Below are 15,666 nucleotides of genomic sequence, written 5' to 3' on the forward strand. Positions count from 1 at the left end.
AACACGATTGTTTTGGGTTTTTGAGCGTTATGCAATGGAATGTTTCTGTCCCTTTTGCAGTTCATACATTTGATAATATTGGCCTTCTAATGCCATCAGTTCCTCGTGGTTCCCTCTCTCAACAATTTCTCCTTTATCAAGAACCAAAATCTGATCAGCATTTCTGATTGTGGAAAGCCGGTGAGCGATGACGAAGGTGGTGCGTCCTTGTTTGACGACATCAAGCGCCTTCTGGATCACGGCCTCTGTCTCTGTATCAATATGCGCCGTTGCCTCATCTAAAATCAAGATCGCGGGATCAAACGCCAAAGCTCTAGCGAAAGAAATTAACTGCCGCTCTCCAGAGGATAGCGTGCTGCCTTTTTCAATCACGGGCTCATTAATGCCTTTAGGAAGCTTCTTAAGAAGAGGCTCAGCACCGACTTGCCGCAGTGCATTTTTTATTTCTTCTTCAGTCATTCTTTCGTCATCCAGGCTTACGTTAGATCCGATTGTACCCGAGAATAAGTACGGGTCCTGAAGCACAATGCCCATATGGGATCTGAGTTCCTGTCTTGACATGTTGTAAATGCTTTTTCCATCAATTAAGACATCACCTTTTTGCGCATCATAAAAACGAAACAGCAGATTCAAAATCGAGCTTTTTCCTGATCCGGTATGGCCGACGAGCGCTACGGTTTCGCCTTTTTGCGCAGTATAGGAAATATGCTTTAATACCTCTTCACCTTCTTGATACGCAAATGACACATCACGAAATTCAACCCGCCCCAGCGCGCGCTCCTTCGCCGGTTCACCCGCTTCTTCCGTATTCTTTTCTTCAAGCAGTTCAAAAACACGCCCGGCGGAGACCCTTGCAAGCTCCAGCTTTGAAAACTGATTGACGATGCCTGTGATCGGCTGAAATAACCGGTTCAAATAATCGACAAACGCTTACAGCACACCGATAGAAACAATCCCGGCCGCATTCAGGCTCGCACCGCCAAAATGCCAGATCAGACAGACGAACGCAAGATTGCGGATGACATTGACCAAATTATGGGACATTAAGGAGTTTAAATTCAGCATCCTGTTTTGGAAATAAAAATGTGATTCATTTAATTCCTCAAATTCTCTCATTGTTTCCTTTTGATGGCGGAAAGCCTGAATAATGGTCATGCCTTGAATTGACTCATTCATTTTTGCGTTAATGTCACTGTTGATCGAGCGGATTTTTTGGTTGTAATATGACGCATATCTCCGGTATATGACAGACCACAGCCAGATAATCGGCACAATTGCCAGACATACAAACGCAAGCTTCACATCAAGCAGAAACAAAGCCGTGAATATCCCGAACATATAGATTCCGCTTGTCACAAATGTTGAAAGCACTGTGACATATAAATCCCTGATAGCCTCCGTATCATTGGTAATCCTCGCAACGACTTTTCCGGCCGGAAGGTTGTCAAAATAGCGAATCGGCATACTCTGTATGTGCGAAAACACGTCCTGCCTCATCTTTTGAATAATCCGATTGGCGCTCATCTGCAGCAGATAATGCTGTCCGTATTGAAAGAATACCGAAAACACAAGCAAGCCCCCATACAGGCAGATCAGAAACACCATTCCCTTTATTTCCGGCTGATAGAACTGGAAAAGTTCCTGCTTAGTCAGCTTTTCGGCAGCATATGCCCGGCTCTTGTCTCCGTTTGTGATCGTCAGCTTCCCGTCAGAAACCGTTCTATTCCCGTCGAAGCTGACAGCCTGATCAACAAAATAGAACGCCATTCCCACTTGATAAATATGCGCTTCTTTTGCTTTTGAAACAGGCTCCTGCAACCGGTCCTCTCTGACATATGAGACGCCGTGAAACTGAACGGCATTTTTATCTTTTTCCGCAGCTTCATACCATGTTTTCTCAATGCCGAGGATATGGTCGTCTATCATTTTTTTGCCAATAAAGGGCCCAGTCAGTTCTGCACCGACGGCGACAGCTAGCAAAAGGACGGCTGTGATCAGCAATTTTCGATAAAGAAGTGCGTATCTCCATAACGTTTTTCCTATTTTCATGCCCCTGCTCCCCCTTCTTCCGCAGTGAACAGCTGCTGTCTTTCATATTGTTCCCGATACCACCCATTATTGGCCAGCAGTTCTTGATGCGTGCCTCTCTCAGCAATGACGCCGCCGTCCATCACAAGGATCAGGTCAGCGTGCTCTACCGCGGATAATCGGTGTGTCAAAATAAATGTCGTTTTTCCTTTGCGGTTTTCTCTGATGTTCTTGATAATTGCAGCCTCTGTTTTGGCATCTACAGCGGATAGTGAATCATCCAGAATCAAGATTTCCGGATTCGCCATGAGTGCTCTCGCAATCGAAATTCTTTGTTTCTGCCCGCCTGACAGTGCCACGCCTTTTTCACCGACCATTGTCTCCAGACCGGACGGAAGCATGTGCAAATCTTTTTCAAAATGTGCTTCGGCAATGGCTTGCTGAACCTCTTTATCAGTTGCATCCTGTTTTCCGTATAAAATATTTTCTTTTACAGTCCGTGAAAACAGTAAATGATCCTGAGGCACATATCCGATCCATCCGCGGAGACGGTCAAGAGGGATTTGCTGAATCGGTACACCTGAAAATGTAATGCTCCCTTCACCTGGAGGATACTGGCGCAAAAGCTGCTTAATAATTGTCGTTTTTCCGCTCCCGGTTTTACCTGCAATCCCGACAGTCTGCCCTTTTCGCACCGTAAATGAAATATCCTGAAGATTGTCACTTGTTGAGCTTGGATATGTAAAGCTGACATGACTGAAAACGATATCTCCAGGCTCTTTAAGATCAGCGGGCTGTTTTGGATCTGTCACATCCGTTTCATAAGAAAGAGTTTCATTTACCCGGTCTAATGACGCATTGCCGCGCTGCATCACGTTAATGAGTTCACCGATTGCAAACATCGGCCAAATCATCATGCCGAGATAAACGTTAAAGGACACTAACTCTCCAAGCGTCAGCTCGTTCCGGAATACAAGAAACGCTCCGTAGCCGAGCCCAATCAGATAGCTTGCGCCGACAAGCAGTTTCACCGTCGGCTCAAACAGTGAATCAATAAAAGCCACTTTCATATTTTTCTGATAAACATCAGCGGTCATTTCATTAAACCGGCGAACATCGTTTGTTTCCTGAACATACGCGCGAATCACCCGCACGCCTGAAACAGATTCCAGCACTCTGTCATTCAGCGCCCCGAACGCGTTTTGGGCCTCAGTAAACCGCTCATGAATTTTACTTCCATATAGACTGATTGCAATCGCCATGACTGGAAGCGGGATAATGGCGGCAAAGGTCAGCTTCCAGCTGATCAAAAACCCCATTGTCAAAAAGATCGTCATCATAAACATCGTAGAATCAACTAACGTCAAGATGCCAAACCCTGTGGTTAAACTGACGGCCTGAAGATCATTTGTCCCTCGTGCCATTAAATCGCCTGTTCGGTTTTTTTCATAAAACGGCGGCGACATAGTCAGCAAATGCCCCATCAGCTTCGTACGAAGAATTTTCTCCATCAGATTCGCTCCGCCAAACAGCTGATGCATCCAAAAATAAGACATGATATACACGGCCGCCGTCAGCACAAAAAAGATACCGATATAAAACAGCAGCCCTTCCGCAGTAAATGCCCCTGCTTTCATAACATCTATGGCGTTCCCCAAGAGCTTAGGCGGAAACATTTCAATGACATTGACTGCTAATAAAAGGACAATCGCAATCGTATAGCGCAGCCAGTACGCCTTAAAAAACCAGCCAAGCTTTTTCAAAACTGAAAACATCTATCCCCATCTCCTCATCAGCCGCCTTCTATTTTTTCCTTGCAGCTTTTTTCATCCAACTTGGCACGAACAGCCCTCGCCTCTGTATTGGTCTTCACATCCCATACACCTGTCTTTCCTTAGATTTTGTATATAAAAAAGGCATGAAGCGTCAGCTCCATGCCTTTTTTAACCGATATGTTACGCACAGCGCTTTTCAGCGCGCGGTCCGACCTAAAAAACCGTTCACGAAAACAGAACAAAAGGTTTGCCGCGCCAATATGAAACTGTTTGATAGACACGCAAATTCCTTGGCATAGCAAACCCTCCTTCCATTCTGATTTCATCTTTTTATCATCATATAAACAAAACCTTTTATTGTCAATCATTACTTGAATAGGAAAAGGTTAATGGTGCTCAAATTCGGGTAGTAGTGTTGTAAGACGCTTTGAAAGGGTGAGAAGGATGTTCCATGCTGACCGTATCATTGTTGCGTTTGACGGAAGTGAAAATAGTAAGAAAGCGCTTCAGACAGCCATTGATCTTGCTAAAACCGTAAATGCCGCTATTACCGTCGCCCATTCACATGATATGAAAGACAATCAGACCGTCATCGACCCGCCCAGACCCGCAGCTGAGGCAAGCTATATCAGCGGAGGCATGACAAGTGTTCCTGATCCGCTGATATCGGATGTAACATCACCTGAGCCAATGATCTATGAAGACCGTACGGAAGAAGTCATCGCCGAAGCAAGAATGATGCTGAATGAACAGCAGGCAGATGGAGATATCGATATATTAGAAGGCGATCCGGCTGAATCAATTATCGAGCATGCAAACCGCATTTCTGCCGATATGATCGTAACCGGAAGCAGAGACCAAAACAGGCTGAAAAAGCTAATATTCGGAAGTGTAAGTGAAAAGCTTTCAGCGAAATCGGATATACCCGTCCTGATTGTAAAGTGAGCACGCCCTGTGCTCACTTCTTTTATATTCATAATTGTGAAAAAACATAGATTTTCGTTTTTTTCTGTTATAATGCTTTCGTGCCCAAAAGCACAAAAGCATTAAAGATAAATATGGGGTGTTATTTTGGATTCTCAAAAAAAGCTGACGTTTCCGTTAGCCGTCGGTTTATTTATATTGATGTTATGCATTATTATTTCTTGCTTATTCTTGCTTCATGTAGAACCTCATATCCCGCTGTTTTTAAGTGTTGTCATGCTTTCAGCAGCAGCTTTATGGTTTGGATTTTCCTGGAAGAGTATTGAAAAAGGGATTGTAGACGGGATCAAAAACGGCGTACAGCCGATTATTGTTCTAGCGCTGATCGGCATCTTAATCGGCGCCTGGATGTACAGCGGCGCAATACCGACTGTGACAGTTTATGCCCTATCCTTTATTGAACCAAGCCACCTTCTGTTGACTGCTTTGTTTTCATGTATGATCATCAGCACACTTGTTGGCTCAAGCCTGACAACTGTAAGCACAATCGGAGTAGCGCTGATCGGCGTGGCGAGCGCGGCTGGCGTTCCGCTTGAATGGACAGCAGGCGCAGTCATATGCGGCGCTTGTTTTGGGGATAAAATGTCGCCGATGTCGGACACAACCAACTTTGCAGCCGGAATAGGCGAAATACCGATCTTTGAACACATTCGCCATATGATGGGCACAACCATTCCAGCTTTGCTCATCACTGTCGTTCTGTTTTACTTTCTCGGTTCATCAGTGTCAGCGGACGCTGCTTCAACCGAGAATATTCAGCAGGTCATAACCGGAATAAAAGATGCCGCAAACGTGACACCGTGGGCCCTTCTTTCTCCGCTCTTAGTCGTTTTGCTGGCAATAAAACGGGTATCAGTAATCCCCGTTCTGACTGCCGGAATTATTTCCTCGGGAATTTTGACTGCTATTTTTGTACCCGACAGCAGCCTGCAGGCGTTTATGACAGCTTTGCAAAATGGCACAACTTTCGAAACTGACAATGAGGCAGCCGCTAAAATTATTAACAGAGGCGGACTGCAATCCATGATGGGCTCTGTCTCTCTCATTATGATTGCTTTTGCACTCGGCGGATTGATGGAGAAAATCGGATTGATTTCTGCACTATTGGAAGGCGTCATGAAAGGCATCCGCTCAAAAGGCCGTCTTGTTGCAGCAACTGTCTGCTCAAGCATCGGCGTCAACTTGGCAACGGGCGAACAGTATTTATCGATATTAATACCGGGACAATCATTTAAATCTTTATATGACAAACGAAACATCCAGCGAAAATTTCTGACAAGATCATTAGAGGACGGCGGAACATTAATTAACCCATTGATTCCTTGGGGCGTCAGCGGCGCATTTATGGCGAGCGCACTTGGTGTTCCAGTCATAGACTACATCCCGTTTACGTTCTTCCTCTATATATCGCCAATGATCTCCATTTTGATTGGATTTGTTAAAAAATAAAAAGAGTCCCGCTGTAAAAAGCGGGCTCTTTTCTTCGTTCATTTATGAAATGCTAGCAGCCTGTTGAATGCTTTCTTGAAAAGCAGCCTGAAGCTGTTTGGTCACCGGTCCGGGTTTCCCGCTTCCGACCGATTGTCCATCGAGCGTCACAACCGGAATAATTTCTGCCGTCGTTGACGAAATAAAGATCTCTTCCGCCTGTTTCAACTCTTCTTCACTGACAGGAGTCTCATCCAGTTTAATCCCATTCTTCTCAATCAGTCCTAAAATATTCATCCGTGTAATTCCATTGAGAATGAGCCGGTTAGCCGGATGTGTTCGCACCGTGCCGTTGATAACGGCATAAACGTTAGAGGATGTACCCTCCGTAACAACGCCGTCCCTAAGTAAAATGGCTTCAAATGCTCCCGCTTCATAGGCCTTTTGCTTCGTCATGACATTATACAGTAAATTCAGACTTTTGATATCACATCTTAGCCAGCGAAGATCCTCATCTGTAATGGCCGCCACTCCGTATGCCTGCTCTTGCTCCGGTTTTTTCACCGTAAACGTATAGGCAGTAGTCTGCGGCTCGAGGCCGGCTTCATACTGGTGTTTTCGCGGGGCCACACCTCTTGTTGTCTGAATGTATACCGCTCCCTCACTGACCGCATTTTCCTGTACAAGCTTTTGCAGGTCCCACTCGAGATCTTCTATACTGAATGGCAGTGAAATTCCGATTTCAGCAGCACTTCTGAAAAAACGCTCTGCATGCTCACGTAAGCCGAACAATACTCCTTTGTACACCCTGATCACTTCATAGATGCCGTCACCAAACTGATAACCGCGATCTTCCAAATCGATTGATGCTTCACTACGCCCAATCAGCCGGCCATTGACTAAAACCTTCATAAAAGCCCTCCCTTTTCGAGATGTCCCTGATGTCATTCAAGCTGTCATTATCACTAATTCTACCATATTGGACAAGCTGAAAAACAGAAAGATCAAGAGATCTATAGCGGAAAGGAGTTTATTTTTTCCTTAAAATCTGACATTTCGACAAATTTTCTATGTGCTTTCCAGTTTTATTCCTGTATACTTGACTGGTAATACATAGGTTGTAAACATAAGGCATCTTCATAAGCTGCCTGCTGTACAGCATTATGTAGAGATTTTATGCCAATGGAGAGATTGTTATGCGACAAACGAGAGGAGAGGCTTCTCCTTCTGCAGTTTCGCTTGCTTTTAAATTTGCAAGTTTAGCAGTTTTATGTGTGCTGCTTTTGCTTATGGTGATTTTGGGTTATTCTAACAGTTCAACGAAAGCAAAGGAAGTCACTGTCACAACTAACGGACAGCTTCGAGATGAGAAGGAAAGCCTTAAGCTGAAAAACGACTCCCCCGATCTGCTGATAAAACATCTGCAGACAAAGCAGGACATGGGAGATAAAATGGTTTACTTAACCTTCGATGACGGCCCGTCAGCCTTTACAAACCGCTTGCTCGATGTGCTGAAAAGCGCTGATGTAAAAGCGACGTTTTTTATGCTGTCACCGCGGATGAACGAATTCAAACAAGCTGTGAAAAGAGCAGAAAAGGAAGGCCACGCACTCGGTTTACATGGCGTTACCCACAATAACAGATTGTTCTATCAAACACCGACATCTCCGCTAAAAGAAATGCAGGAGGCGCGTGACACGCTGCAGGACATTACAGGATATAAAACCGCTCTTGTCAGAACGCCATACGGAAGCAAGCCGTCACTAACCCCCTCACAAATCCGCAATCTTGAGAAAGACGGTTTTGTGTACTGGGATTGGACGATTGACAGCATGGACTGGAAATACCGAAATTCAAAGTATGTGACGGCCGTGTTAGAGCAGCTTGAAAATATGGAACACAGCTCTTCAGGCCGCCCGAATGTGATTCTCATGCATGATCTTCCCGCTACCGTAAACGCGCTGCCGGTACTAATCAATAAATTAAAAGAAAAAGGCTATTCCTTCGGAGTGTTAGAGGACACAATGGTTCCTGTTCATGAATAAAAAAGTGAGGCGCATAAGGCGGCTCACTTTTTTATTCCCAAACTTCGGGCAAACTCACCGATTTTTTGATGGATGACCATGTCAAACAAGCTGTCGCAATACGTTGGTTCAAGGTTTATGATGACTTTCTTCATGCCGGGAATCAGACTTGCATCCTCAGGCACAAATCTAGCCGGAGCCACTTCGAGAGACGTGCCGATAACCAATAAAAGATCTGCTTGATCCAGCTTTTCATAAAGGGTGTCAAAGTGCATGACGGCGTCGCCAAAGAGAACAACATCGGTTTTTAATACCGTTCCGCAAATGTCCCCATTGTTTCCGGCCGCCGTGCACTCCGGCACCTCCCGCTCCAGCAAATGGGGAAGATCATATCGGGCGCCGCATGCCGGACAAGCTGCTGTCTGGATAGAACCATGCAGTTCGTATACATGCCTGCTCCCCGCTTTTTTATGAAGACCGTCAATGTTTTGCGTGAAAATATCGACCTGCTTCCCTTGCTTCTCCAGCTCAGCTAAAAGCAAGTGTCCTTCATTCGGTTCAAAGCTGCCGCTCATTTTCATCTGGAACAATTCTTTGAATTTGGGCCAAAACAGACGCGGATGACTTAAAAAATAATCAAGGCTCATCGCTTCCATTCTTGAGGCATCTTCCGTCCAAATGCCCCCTGCTGAACGAAAGTCGGGAATCCCTGATTCTGTGCTCATTCCCGCTCCGGTCAGCACAACAATTCGCTGTGCTTCATGTAGAATATTTTTGAATGCTTCCAACTCAACACCGCCTTTTTCTCTTATTTTACCATGAAAAAGACTCCGCCTCTGTCAGACGAAGTCTCTCTTTTAAGCCCGTTCCTTTTCCTCTTTATTTAGATTCACCTGGAATGGGTCGCTTTCGTGCTTTTGCTTGACAACAACCATTTGGCCGGGATACGCAAACTGGACACCTTCTGCACCTAAAATCTCAATAATTTTATAGTTGATATCCTCTCTAATATTAAGGTTTTCAGCCCAAACCGTCGTTTTTGTATAGAAGTTAAAAAATAAATTGTAGTAGCTGTCGGCAAACGTATCAAAGTTGACCATGATTGTTTCATTATCAACGCCCTCATGCTCTAAGAGCATTGTTCTGAGAGAATGAATGGAGCGTTCAAGATTCTCAATCGGCGTAGCGTAGGACACATGGATGGAAAACGTAATCTGGCGTTTGGTCATTCTTGTCCAGTTCGTGATCGCTTCCATCGACAGCGTAGAGTTCGGCACCGTTACAAGCGCCCCCTGTGCTGTTCTGAATCTCGTGCTCCTAAAGGTAATATCCTCGACTGATCCTGTTACTGTCGACGTCTCCACCCAGTCACCAATTGTAAACGGCTTTTCAGTAATAATAATAATACCGCCGAAGAAGTTGCTGATGGTATCCTTCGCGGCAAGCGCAAAAGCCAGTCCGCCAAGACCAAGGCCCGCTACAAATCCGTTGACATCATAATTGAATTCCTGAGCGATCACACTGACACTGAGCGCAATGATCACAAAACGGAGCAATTTGGATAAAAACGGGGCCAGAATGTCATCCATGTCAAGCTCAAAGCGCTGATTCACCTTATGGAAGATAAACGACGATGTTGCGGTCAAATTACAAAGACCCCAGCACAAGAGCGCCACAATCAGTGAGCGGTATATTTTGCTGATGACCGGCATTTGCGCATCTAAAAACGGTGAATACCGGATCGCTAAAAACAGCCCAAGGGCAACAAAAAACCATCTGGCCGGTTTATCAAACGCCAGAACCACCTGTTTAAAAATTTCTGTTTTCGGCCGGTTTGTCAAATTAAAAAGCAGGTTAAAGAAATATCTTGTGAATAATTTTCTAAGTATAAGAAACACCAGCAAAATCGCCAAGCTGATGCCGATTTGAATGATGATATCAAGCGTAAAATACTGCTGCAGATAATCCGGCATGACTGTCTCCCCTCTATCCCAATCAATTGTTTATTATACTAAAATATTCGTAAGGATGTTCATTTAAATGTCTTTTGCAGCACAAAACCCCGGCGAAACGCCGGGGTCATTTCTCAATTCATCTATCAGCCAGATTCAATAGGGACAGTCACTTACCTTTTTTCGTTTGTGTCTGATCAAGGAGAGTTGCTTTTTGCATTTCAGCATCCGTTTCGGCTTTAATTCTTTCCTCCACTCTGATTCTCCCTTTTCCCATGATCTCGCCTCCTTTTTTGCTATTATAAAGGATCATATTTTGTTGTGAACATGTCGAAAGACCTAATTTTCTGACGAAATGTGTTCTGATACGCTGAGTGTCTTTTTTTAGTTATACGCATTCCTCAGCCCGGACCATTCCGATATGGCAGAAAAAATTCACCAGTTTGTATCGCGGTGCATATATGGATTTGATACAATAACAGAAATGCCCATACGAGGAGCTGACTTAGCTTGTACATCATTGCCCATCGCGGAGCATCCGGCTACGCTCCGGAAAATACGATTGCCGCATTTGACCTTGCGGTGAAAATGAATGCAGATATGATCGAACTGGATGTCCAGCTTACAAAAGACAGGCAGATTGTTGTGATACACGATGACAGGGTTGACCGAACAACAAACGGATCGGGCTTTGTTAAGGATTTTACCTTGGAGGAATTGCAAAAACTCGATGCAGGAAGCTGGTACGGTCCCGCTTTTCAAGGAGAGCGTATTCCGACCCTGGAAGCGGTGCTCAAGCGCTACCACAAAAAAATCGGCCTTTTAATTGAACTAAAAGGCCATCCGTCTCAAGTCGGAATTGAAGAAGAGGTAGGACAGCTATTAGGGCAATTTTCTTTTTCTATCAATAATATTGTTCAATCCTTTCAGTTCCGCTCCGTCCAAAGGTTCCGCGAGCTTTATCCTTCGATTCCGACAGCGGTCATTACAAGGCCCAACTTTGGCATGCTGTCCAGAAATCAGATGAAGGCCTTCCGCTCTTTTGCAAACTATGTCAATATAAAATACACACGGCTCAACCGTCTGATGATCGGCTCCGTCCATAAAAATGGCTTAAACATATTTGCATGGACTGTCAACAATCAAAAGACAGCGGCAAAATTACAAGCCATGGGCGTGGACGGCATCGTTACAGATTACCCGGATTTCATCATAAAGGATGGCAAACATGAAAATATATAGCGCGGTTTTTATCGGAGGCGCGCTTGGCGCCTGCCTCCGATACGGATTAAACTTATGGATACACACCGGTCAGTTCCCGGCGGCAACCTGGCTGGAAAATGCGGCAGGCAGCCTTCTATTAGGCATTTTGACCGGATTTTTTATGATCGGGGCAAAACGGCCTCTGCAGTCGGCTTTTTTAGGCACCGGCTTTTGCGGAGGCTTCACAACAATGTCCACGTTTTCTAAGGAAACAGTGATGCTTTTGCAAGGACAACCCTCATTGGCTCTTTTATATGTGGCAGCCTCATTGATATCAGGGATCATATTTGCACTGATTGGTGTTTTTGCGGGACGGCGCATAGCAGGCATTCAGCAAAGAAAGGGGCTGCAGGAAAGATGACACTAGCGGGTATTTTCATAGGGGGCGGACTTGGCGCAATGCTTCGCTTCTGGCTTGGCAATGTCATAACCGCCAAAACCAAAGGTCTGAGCCTGCCCATTGGCATACTGACAGTCAATATTCTCGGTGCTCTCGGGCTCGGAATATTTACAGGACTTCACGTTGCAAATGCTTCGGTCTCGCTTATCATCGGCACGGGGTTTTTTGGCGCCTTTACGACCTTTTCCACCTTCAGCGTTGAAAGTATTCAACTCCTTATGGCCAAACGTGTAATAGAAAGCATCTTGTACATCGCCCTGACACTTTGCGGATCGCTTTTGGCATTTTGGTGCGGCTGGACAATCACAATGTAAAAAAACCTTGAGCTTATTTCTCGCTCAAGGTTGCACTGTTCAGCATCACAGGCTCAGGCAGCGGCAGCTTGTGGTGCGCCGTAATCCCGGTTGTGTTGCCGGCTTCTTCTTTTATATCGATTTGCTTGATTAATCGGCCGTCCATCTTCAGCACCTTTATCGTATATGAACCGATGCGAATGGATTCACCAGCCTCAATATCGATGTTTTCTTTTAATATCAGCCCGCCGATCGTATCGACGTCTTCTTGAATCGATGCGCCAAGAAGGCTGTTCACCTGATCGATCCGAACCTTTCCATCCATCACATAATGGCCGTCGCCAAGCTTTTGGATCAGCGGCTGTTCATCTTCATCAAATTCATCTCTGATCTCTCCGACAATTTCCTCAAGAATATCCTCTGTCGTCACAAGTCCCGAGGTTCCTCCGTATTCATCCGACAATATAGCCATATGAATGCGCTCGCGCTGCATTTTAATCAGCAAGTCATGAACCGGGATCGTTTCAATCACTTCGATGACCGGCCTCACATACGGATGGATCGTCATCTTCATTCGTTCTTCTTCTGTCATAAACAGCAAATCAGAAAACAAATGCTTCGTATTGACCAAACCGATCACACTGTCTTTGTCTCCATCTGTGACTGGCCAGCGCGTGTATTTTTCCTTCAGCATGACTTCAAGCATCTCGGCCATCGTCATCTCAGTTGACACAGCAGCCATTTCCTTCCGCGGTATCATAATTTCTTTGGCGATCCGATTATCAAATTCAAAAATCTTATTCACATATTTATATTCAGACGGATTAATCTCTCCGTTTTTTAAACTCTCAGATAACAGCATCCTGAGTTCTTCCTCAGAATGGGAACCATCATGTTCTGACGCAGGCTTCAAACCGAACATCCCGCATAAAAGCCGCGCCGATCCATTGAGGATCCAAATAAACGGAAACAGGAGCAAATAGAATAAACGCAAAGGGCCCGCTATCAGTAAAGTCAGCTGTTCTGCCTTTTGAATCGCGACCGTTTTCGGGGCCAGTTCACCTACAACAACGTGCAGGAACGTGATCAAGCCGTACGCGACTGCAAAAGAGGCTGCATGTGAAACCGAGTCTGGCAAGCCGAGCGGTTCAAACAGTGGATGCAGCAGCCGTTCAAAGGCCGGCTCACCCAGTACGCCAAGCCCGATTGATGTCAATGTAATGCCTAGCTGGGATGCGGATAAATATTCATCCAAATCTGTAATGACACGCCTTGCGAGTATCGCCCGTTTGTTTCCTTCTGTGATAAGCTGATCTATTCTGGATCTCCTCACTCTAACAATCGCAAACTCGCTTGCAACGAAAAACGCGGTTAAAGCAATGAGCACGCCAATTAAAATCAGACTGTCAATATCGTCCATTTAACCCTATCCTCTCAACAAAGGATAAGGAGTCACCTCCTGATATAATCATTTTTCCTTAACATTGAGGTACGCGGTGTATTGTTGCCTAAGCAGAGGGCCCCATCATACCACCTCCAAAAGTCAAAGTTTGATTATAAATTGTATATTTTATTGTAACACAACTCATTCCAAAAATGATTTTTAATTTTTAGACTTTTATCATGAAGAAAACCTTAACTGCATGCCTGCTTGTCAATTCTGCGCCTGTCTGGATTCGAAGAGGAAGGATTTTGCGGATATAAAAAGAAAACAGCCTTGAAAACTGTTTTCTTTTCTTTGCCTTCTTAAGCAAAATCTTTATATAAAGAAATGAAAATGTCCCGTGAGTTTTTAATCTGCTCGATCGGCACACTGAAGGATAATCGGAAATGCCCGCTCATTCCAAAACCGCTGCTCGGCACAATTAATAATTTGTATTTTTGGGCGGCATGCACGCAAAATGCAACTTCATCTTCAATCGGCGATTTCGGAAAAACAAAGAAACCTCCCTTTGGCATTTCAAATTCAAAACCGGCTTCTTTTAAAATGTCTACCATTAAATCCCGGCGCTCTTTATAAGCGCTCGCGTCTACTCTTAAATCATCCATTCGTGCCACAGCCCGCTGCATCATGACAGGGGCATTCACAAATCCAAGCGTTCGATTACAATACACAAAAGCGTTGATCAAAAGGTCCGCATCCGGCATTCGGCTGTCCAATCCGATATATCCGAGCCGCTCCCCGGCTATGCCGAGATCTTTACTGAATGAGCTAGCCAATATCACACGATGGTACGATTGAAACGGATTTGCCAGCTCTTCATCATAGATTAATTGACTGTACGGTTCATCAAACAGCACATAAATCGTCTGGCCGCTCTTTTCTTCTATTTCTTTTAATAAAGCGCCTAAATCGTCTATATTTTTCCGGCTGAGAACCGTGCCTGTGGGGTTATGCGGTGTATTGAGGATCAGCCCTTTCGTCTGTGGAGTGATCGATTGCCTTACCGCTTCAATGTCGATCTCAAACCGGCTTGTCAACGGGCAGCTGACGGCCTTTCCCCCGTAGTTCTCAATATACAACTTATATTCGGCAAAATAAGGTGCGAGAATAATGACCTCTTCCCCAGGGTTTACGATGCTTTTTAACGCAACATTCAAAGCGCCTCCCGCGCCCACCGTCATGACGATACGCTCCGCTGAGAAATCAGCTTCAAAACGCGCCCCCAGAAATTGCGCGACTTTTTCTCTCGCTGCAGGAAGCCCTTGGTTTTGTATGTATCCGTGGCTGCCTTTTTCAGCTTCCTCTATTAACGCTCTCTTAAAAGCTTCAGGCGGTTCAACAATCGGGTTGCCGAGTGAAAAATCAAATACCTGGTCTTCCCCGAACTCCTTCTTCAGCCTTGCACCTTCATCAAACAGCTTGCGAATCCATGATCCTTTATTTAAGTTTTCTTCAACTTCCCGGGATAACCCAGCCAATTTCATCTGTCCCTTCCGCATATAAAAAATTTGAAAATTCTATCTTCCTATGTTACTTCAATCAGATGATGAATTCCACAACTTCCAATTCCGGTCTGAAAAAAACAATAAACTTGTGCAAGACACCGTTCATATATTAAACTATTCTCATAACTATAACGTGATGGTTGGGAGGGATATAGATGGGGCTGAGACTTATCGCATCAGTGAACTAGCGGCACTCGCCGGAGTAACGAAACGGACAGTTGATTATTATACGAATCTCGGTCTGCTTACGCCGGCCAGATCCTGTTCAAATTACCGTTACTACGACGAAAATGCACTCAAACGACTTATATTTATTGTAGATTGCAAGAAGCAGCGATTGGCCCTGTCCGATATTAAAGATCGACTGGAGAACCAGTTTCCCTCTTCAGCTAAACTTGATGATGAAATTGGAAATCTGGCATTAGAAATTGATCATATGAATCAAAACATCTCCGGAATCTTGCATCGGTTTGAACGGCTGAAGCCCGAGGATCGTGACAAGCTGAAAAGCAAACTCCCGCCTGAAAAGCTCGCCGTGTTCCAATCATTTATGCTGCTGTTAAGTTAAAA

The 15,666-nt window shown here is 44.9% G+C and carries 15 protein-coding genes and 1 pseudogene; 7 read left to right on the plus strand and 9 right to left on the minus strand.

Annotated elements, in window-relative coordinates:
* Window positions 1–27: 27 nt before the first annotated feature.
* The 3 genes and pseudogenes from bmrD to NYE22_RS16980 all read right to left on the minus strand — a co-directional run bounded on the left by bmrD (window position 28) and on the right by NYE22_RS16980 (window position 4,084).
* Window positions 28–2,049 (minus strand): annotated as a pseudogene (gene bmrD / locus NYE22_RS16970) (multidrug resistance ABC transporter ATP-binding protein/permease BmrD).
* On the minus strand, window positions 2,046–3,803 hold the full coding sequence (bmrC, locus tag NYE22_RS16975; RefSeq protein ID WP_342411997.1) for a multidrug ABC transporter ATP-binding protein BmrC: 1,758 nt from the start codon (window positions 3,801–3,803) through the stop codon (window positions 2,046–2,048). The pseudogene bmrD and the gene bmrC overlap by 4 nt, the downstream one beginning before the upstream one ends.
* A gap of 119 nt (window positions 3,804–3,922) precedes the next feature.
* A complete protein-coding gene (locus NYE22_RS16980) occupies window positions 3,923–4,084 on the minus strand; it encodes a hypothetical protein (RefSeq protein ID WP_032725298.1) in 162 nt (53 codons plus the stop codon).
* Between the two features lie 163 nt (window positions 4,085–4,247).
* Between NYE22_RS16980 and NYE22_RS16985 the strand changes: the two genes are divergently transcribed.
* A complete protein-coding gene (locus tag NYE22_RS16985; RefSeq protein WP_015252456.1) occupies window positions 4,248–4,748 on the plus strand; it encodes a universal stress protein in 501 nt (166 codons plus the stop codon).
* A gap of 126 nt (window positions 4,749–4,874) precedes the next feature.
* Window positions 4,875–6,236 (plus strand): Na+/H+ antiporter NhaC, encoded by a 1,362-nt coding sequence (gene nhaC, locus NYE22_RS16990; protein WP_077670569.1) that lies wholly within the window; start codon window positions 4,875–4,877, stop codon window positions 6,234–6,236.
* Between the two features lie 42 nt (window positions 6,237–6,278).
* Here the strand turns inward: nhaC and dat are convergent, their stop codons facing one another.
* A complete protein-coding gene (dat, locus tag NYE22_RS16995; RefSeq protein ID WP_015483020.1) occupies window positions 6,279–7,127 on the minus strand; it encodes a D-amino-acid transaminase in 849 nt (282 codons plus the stop codon).
* Between the two features lie 284 nt (window positions 7,128–7,411).
* Here dat and NYE22_RS17000 point away from each other — a divergent pair, with 284 nt between their 5' ends.
* On the plus strand, window positions 7,412–8,260 hold the full coding sequence (locus tag NYE22_RS17000) for a polysaccharide deacetylase family protein (protein WP_342411998.1): 849 nt from the start codon (window positions 7,412–7,414) through the stop codon (window positions 8,258–8,260).
* 23 nt (window positions 8,261–8,283) lie between these two features.
* Here NYE22_RS17000 and srtN read toward each other — a convergent pair whose 3' ends face one another.
* From srtN to NYE22_RS17015, 3 genes are all read right to left on the minus strand, one after another.
* Window positions 8,284–9,027: a sirtuin NAD-dependent deacetylase gene (gene srtN, locus NYE22_RS17005; protein ID WP_038829265.1), complete on the minus strand. Its 744-nt coding sequence runs from the start codon at window positions 9,025–9,027 to the stop codon at window positions 8,284–8,286.
* A 69-nt stretch (window positions 9,028–9,096) separates the two neighbouring features.
* On the minus strand, window positions 9,097–10,212 hold the full coding sequence (gene mscY, locus NYE22_RS17010) for a small-conductance mechanosensitive channel protein MscY (protein ID WP_124048257.1): 1,116 nt from the start codon (window positions 10,210–10,212) through the stop codon (window positions 9,097–9,099).
* A 148-nt stretch (window positions 10,213–10,360) separates the two neighbouring features.
* Window positions 10,361–10,468: a YhdX family protein gene (locus tag NYE22_RS17015; RefSeq protein ID WP_009966908.1), complete on the minus strand. Its 108-nt coding sequence runs from the start codon at window positions 10,466–10,468 to the stop codon at window positions 10,361–10,363.
* A gap of 233 nt (window positions 10,469–10,701) precedes the next feature.
* Between NYE22_RS17015 and NYE22_RS17020 the strand changes: the two genes are divergently transcribed.
* Genes NYE22_RS17020 through crcB form a run of 3 tightly spaced genes read left to right on the plus strand, consistent with a single transcriptional unit; the run spans window position 10,702 to window position 12,168 of the window.
* Window positions 10,702–11,433 carry a glycerophosphodiester phosphodiesterase family protein gene (locus NYE22_RS17020; protein WP_014479309.1) on the plus strand — a complete coding sequence of 244 codons (732 nt, stop codon included), beginning with the start codon at window positions 10,702–10,704 and terminating at the stop codon, window positions 11,431–11,433.
* Window positions 11,420–11,815 carry a CrcB family protein gene (locus tag NYE22_RS17025; RefSeq protein ID WP_163135566.1) on the plus strand — a complete coding sequence of 132 codons (396 nt, stop codon included), beginning with the start codon at window positions 11,420–11,422 and terminating at the stop codon, window positions 11,813–11,815. Before NYE22_RS17020 ends, NYE22_RS17025 begins: the two co-directional genes overlap by 14 nt.
* The gene (gene crcB, locus NYE22_RS17030; RefSeq protein ID WP_041335608.1) at window positions 11,812–12,168 is read left to right on the plus strand and encodes a fluoride efflux transporter CrcB; all 357 of its coding nucleotides are present in this window, start codon (window positions 11,812–11,814) and stop codon (window positions 12,166–12,168) included. The genes NYE22_RS17025 and crcB overlap by 4 nt, the downstream gene beginning before the upstream one ends.
* 13 nt (window positions 12,169–12,181) lie before the next feature.
* Here the strand turns inward: crcB and NYE22_RS17035 are convergent, their stop codons facing one another.
* Together NYE22_RS17035 and NYE22_RS17040 are read right to left on the minus strand one after the other, a co-directional pair.
* Complete coding sequence (locus NYE22_RS17035; protein ID WP_003233322.1) at window positions 12,182–13,567, minus strand: hemolysin family protein; 1,386 nt, start codon at window positions 13,565–13,567, stop codon at window positions 12,182–12,184.
* A gap of 326 nt (window positions 13,568–13,893) precedes the next feature.
* Window positions 13,894–15,075 (minus strand): pyridoxal phosphate-dependent aminotransferase, encoded by a 1,182-nt coding sequence (locus NYE22_RS17040; protein WP_342411999.1) that lies wholly within the window; start codon window positions 15,073–15,075, stop codon window positions 13,894–13,896.
* 157 nt (window positions 15,076–15,232) lie between these two features.
* On the opposite strand from NYE22_RS17040, the gene cueR reads away from it, so the two are divergent.
* Window positions 15,233–15,664 carry a Cu(I)-responsive transcriptional regulator gene (gene cueR / locus NYE22_RS17045; protein WP_010886460.1) on the plus strand — a complete coding sequence of 144 codons (432 nt, stop codon included), beginning with the start codon at window positions 15,233–15,235 and terminating at the stop codon, window positions 15,662–15,664.
* Window positions 15,665–15,666: the final 2 nt, after the last annotated feature.

Source organism: Bacillus sp. FSL K6-1560 (assembly GCF_038592935.1).
Classification (GTDB): Bacteria; Bacillota; Bacilli; order Bacillales; family Bacillaceae; genus Bacillus; species Bacillus subtilis.

Coding starts and splice junctions, on each gene's coding strand:
- bmrC (WP_342411997.1), bottom strand. CDS start 3,803: ATGTTTTCAGTTTTGAAAAAGCTTGGCTGGTTTTTTAAGGCGTACTGG.
- NYE22_RS16985 (WP_015252456.1), top strand. CDS start 4,248: ATGTTCCATGCTGACCGTATCATTGTTGCGTTTGACGGAAGTGAAAAT.
- dat (WP_015483020.1), bottom strand. CDS start 7,127: ATGAAGGTTTTAGTCAATGGCCGGCTGATTGGGCGTAGTGAAGCATCA.
- NYE22_RS17000 (WP_342411998.1), top strand. CDS start 7,412: ATGCGACAAACGAGAGGAGAGGCTTCTCCTTCTGCAGTTTCGCTTGCT.
- mscY (WP_124048257.1), bottom strand. CDS start 10,212: ATGCCGGATTATCTGCAGCAGTATTTTACGCTTGATATCATCATTCAA.
- NYE22_RS17015 (WP_009966908.1), bottom strand. CDS start 10,468: ATGGGAAAAGGGAGAATCAGAGTGGAGGAAAGAATTAAAGCCGAAACG.
- NYE22_RS17025 (WP_163135566.1), top strand. CDS start 11,420: ATGAAAATATATAGCGCGGTTTTTATCGGAGGCGCGCTTGGCGCCTGC.
- crcB (WP_041335608.1), top strand. CDS start 11,812: ATGACACTAGCGGGTATTTTCATAGGGGGCGGACTTGGCGCAATGCTT.
- NYE22_RS17035 (WP_003233322.1), bottom strand. CDS start 13,567: ATGGACGATATTGACAGTCTGATTTTAATTGGCGTGCTCATTGCTTTA.
- NYE22_RS17040 (WP_342411999.1), bottom strand. CDS start 15,075: ATGAAATTGGCTGGGTTATCCCGGGAAGTTGAAGAAAACTTAAATAAA.
- cueR (WP_010886460.1), top strand. CDS start 15,233: ATGGTTGGGAGGGATATAGATGGGGCTGAGACTTATCGCATCAGTGAA.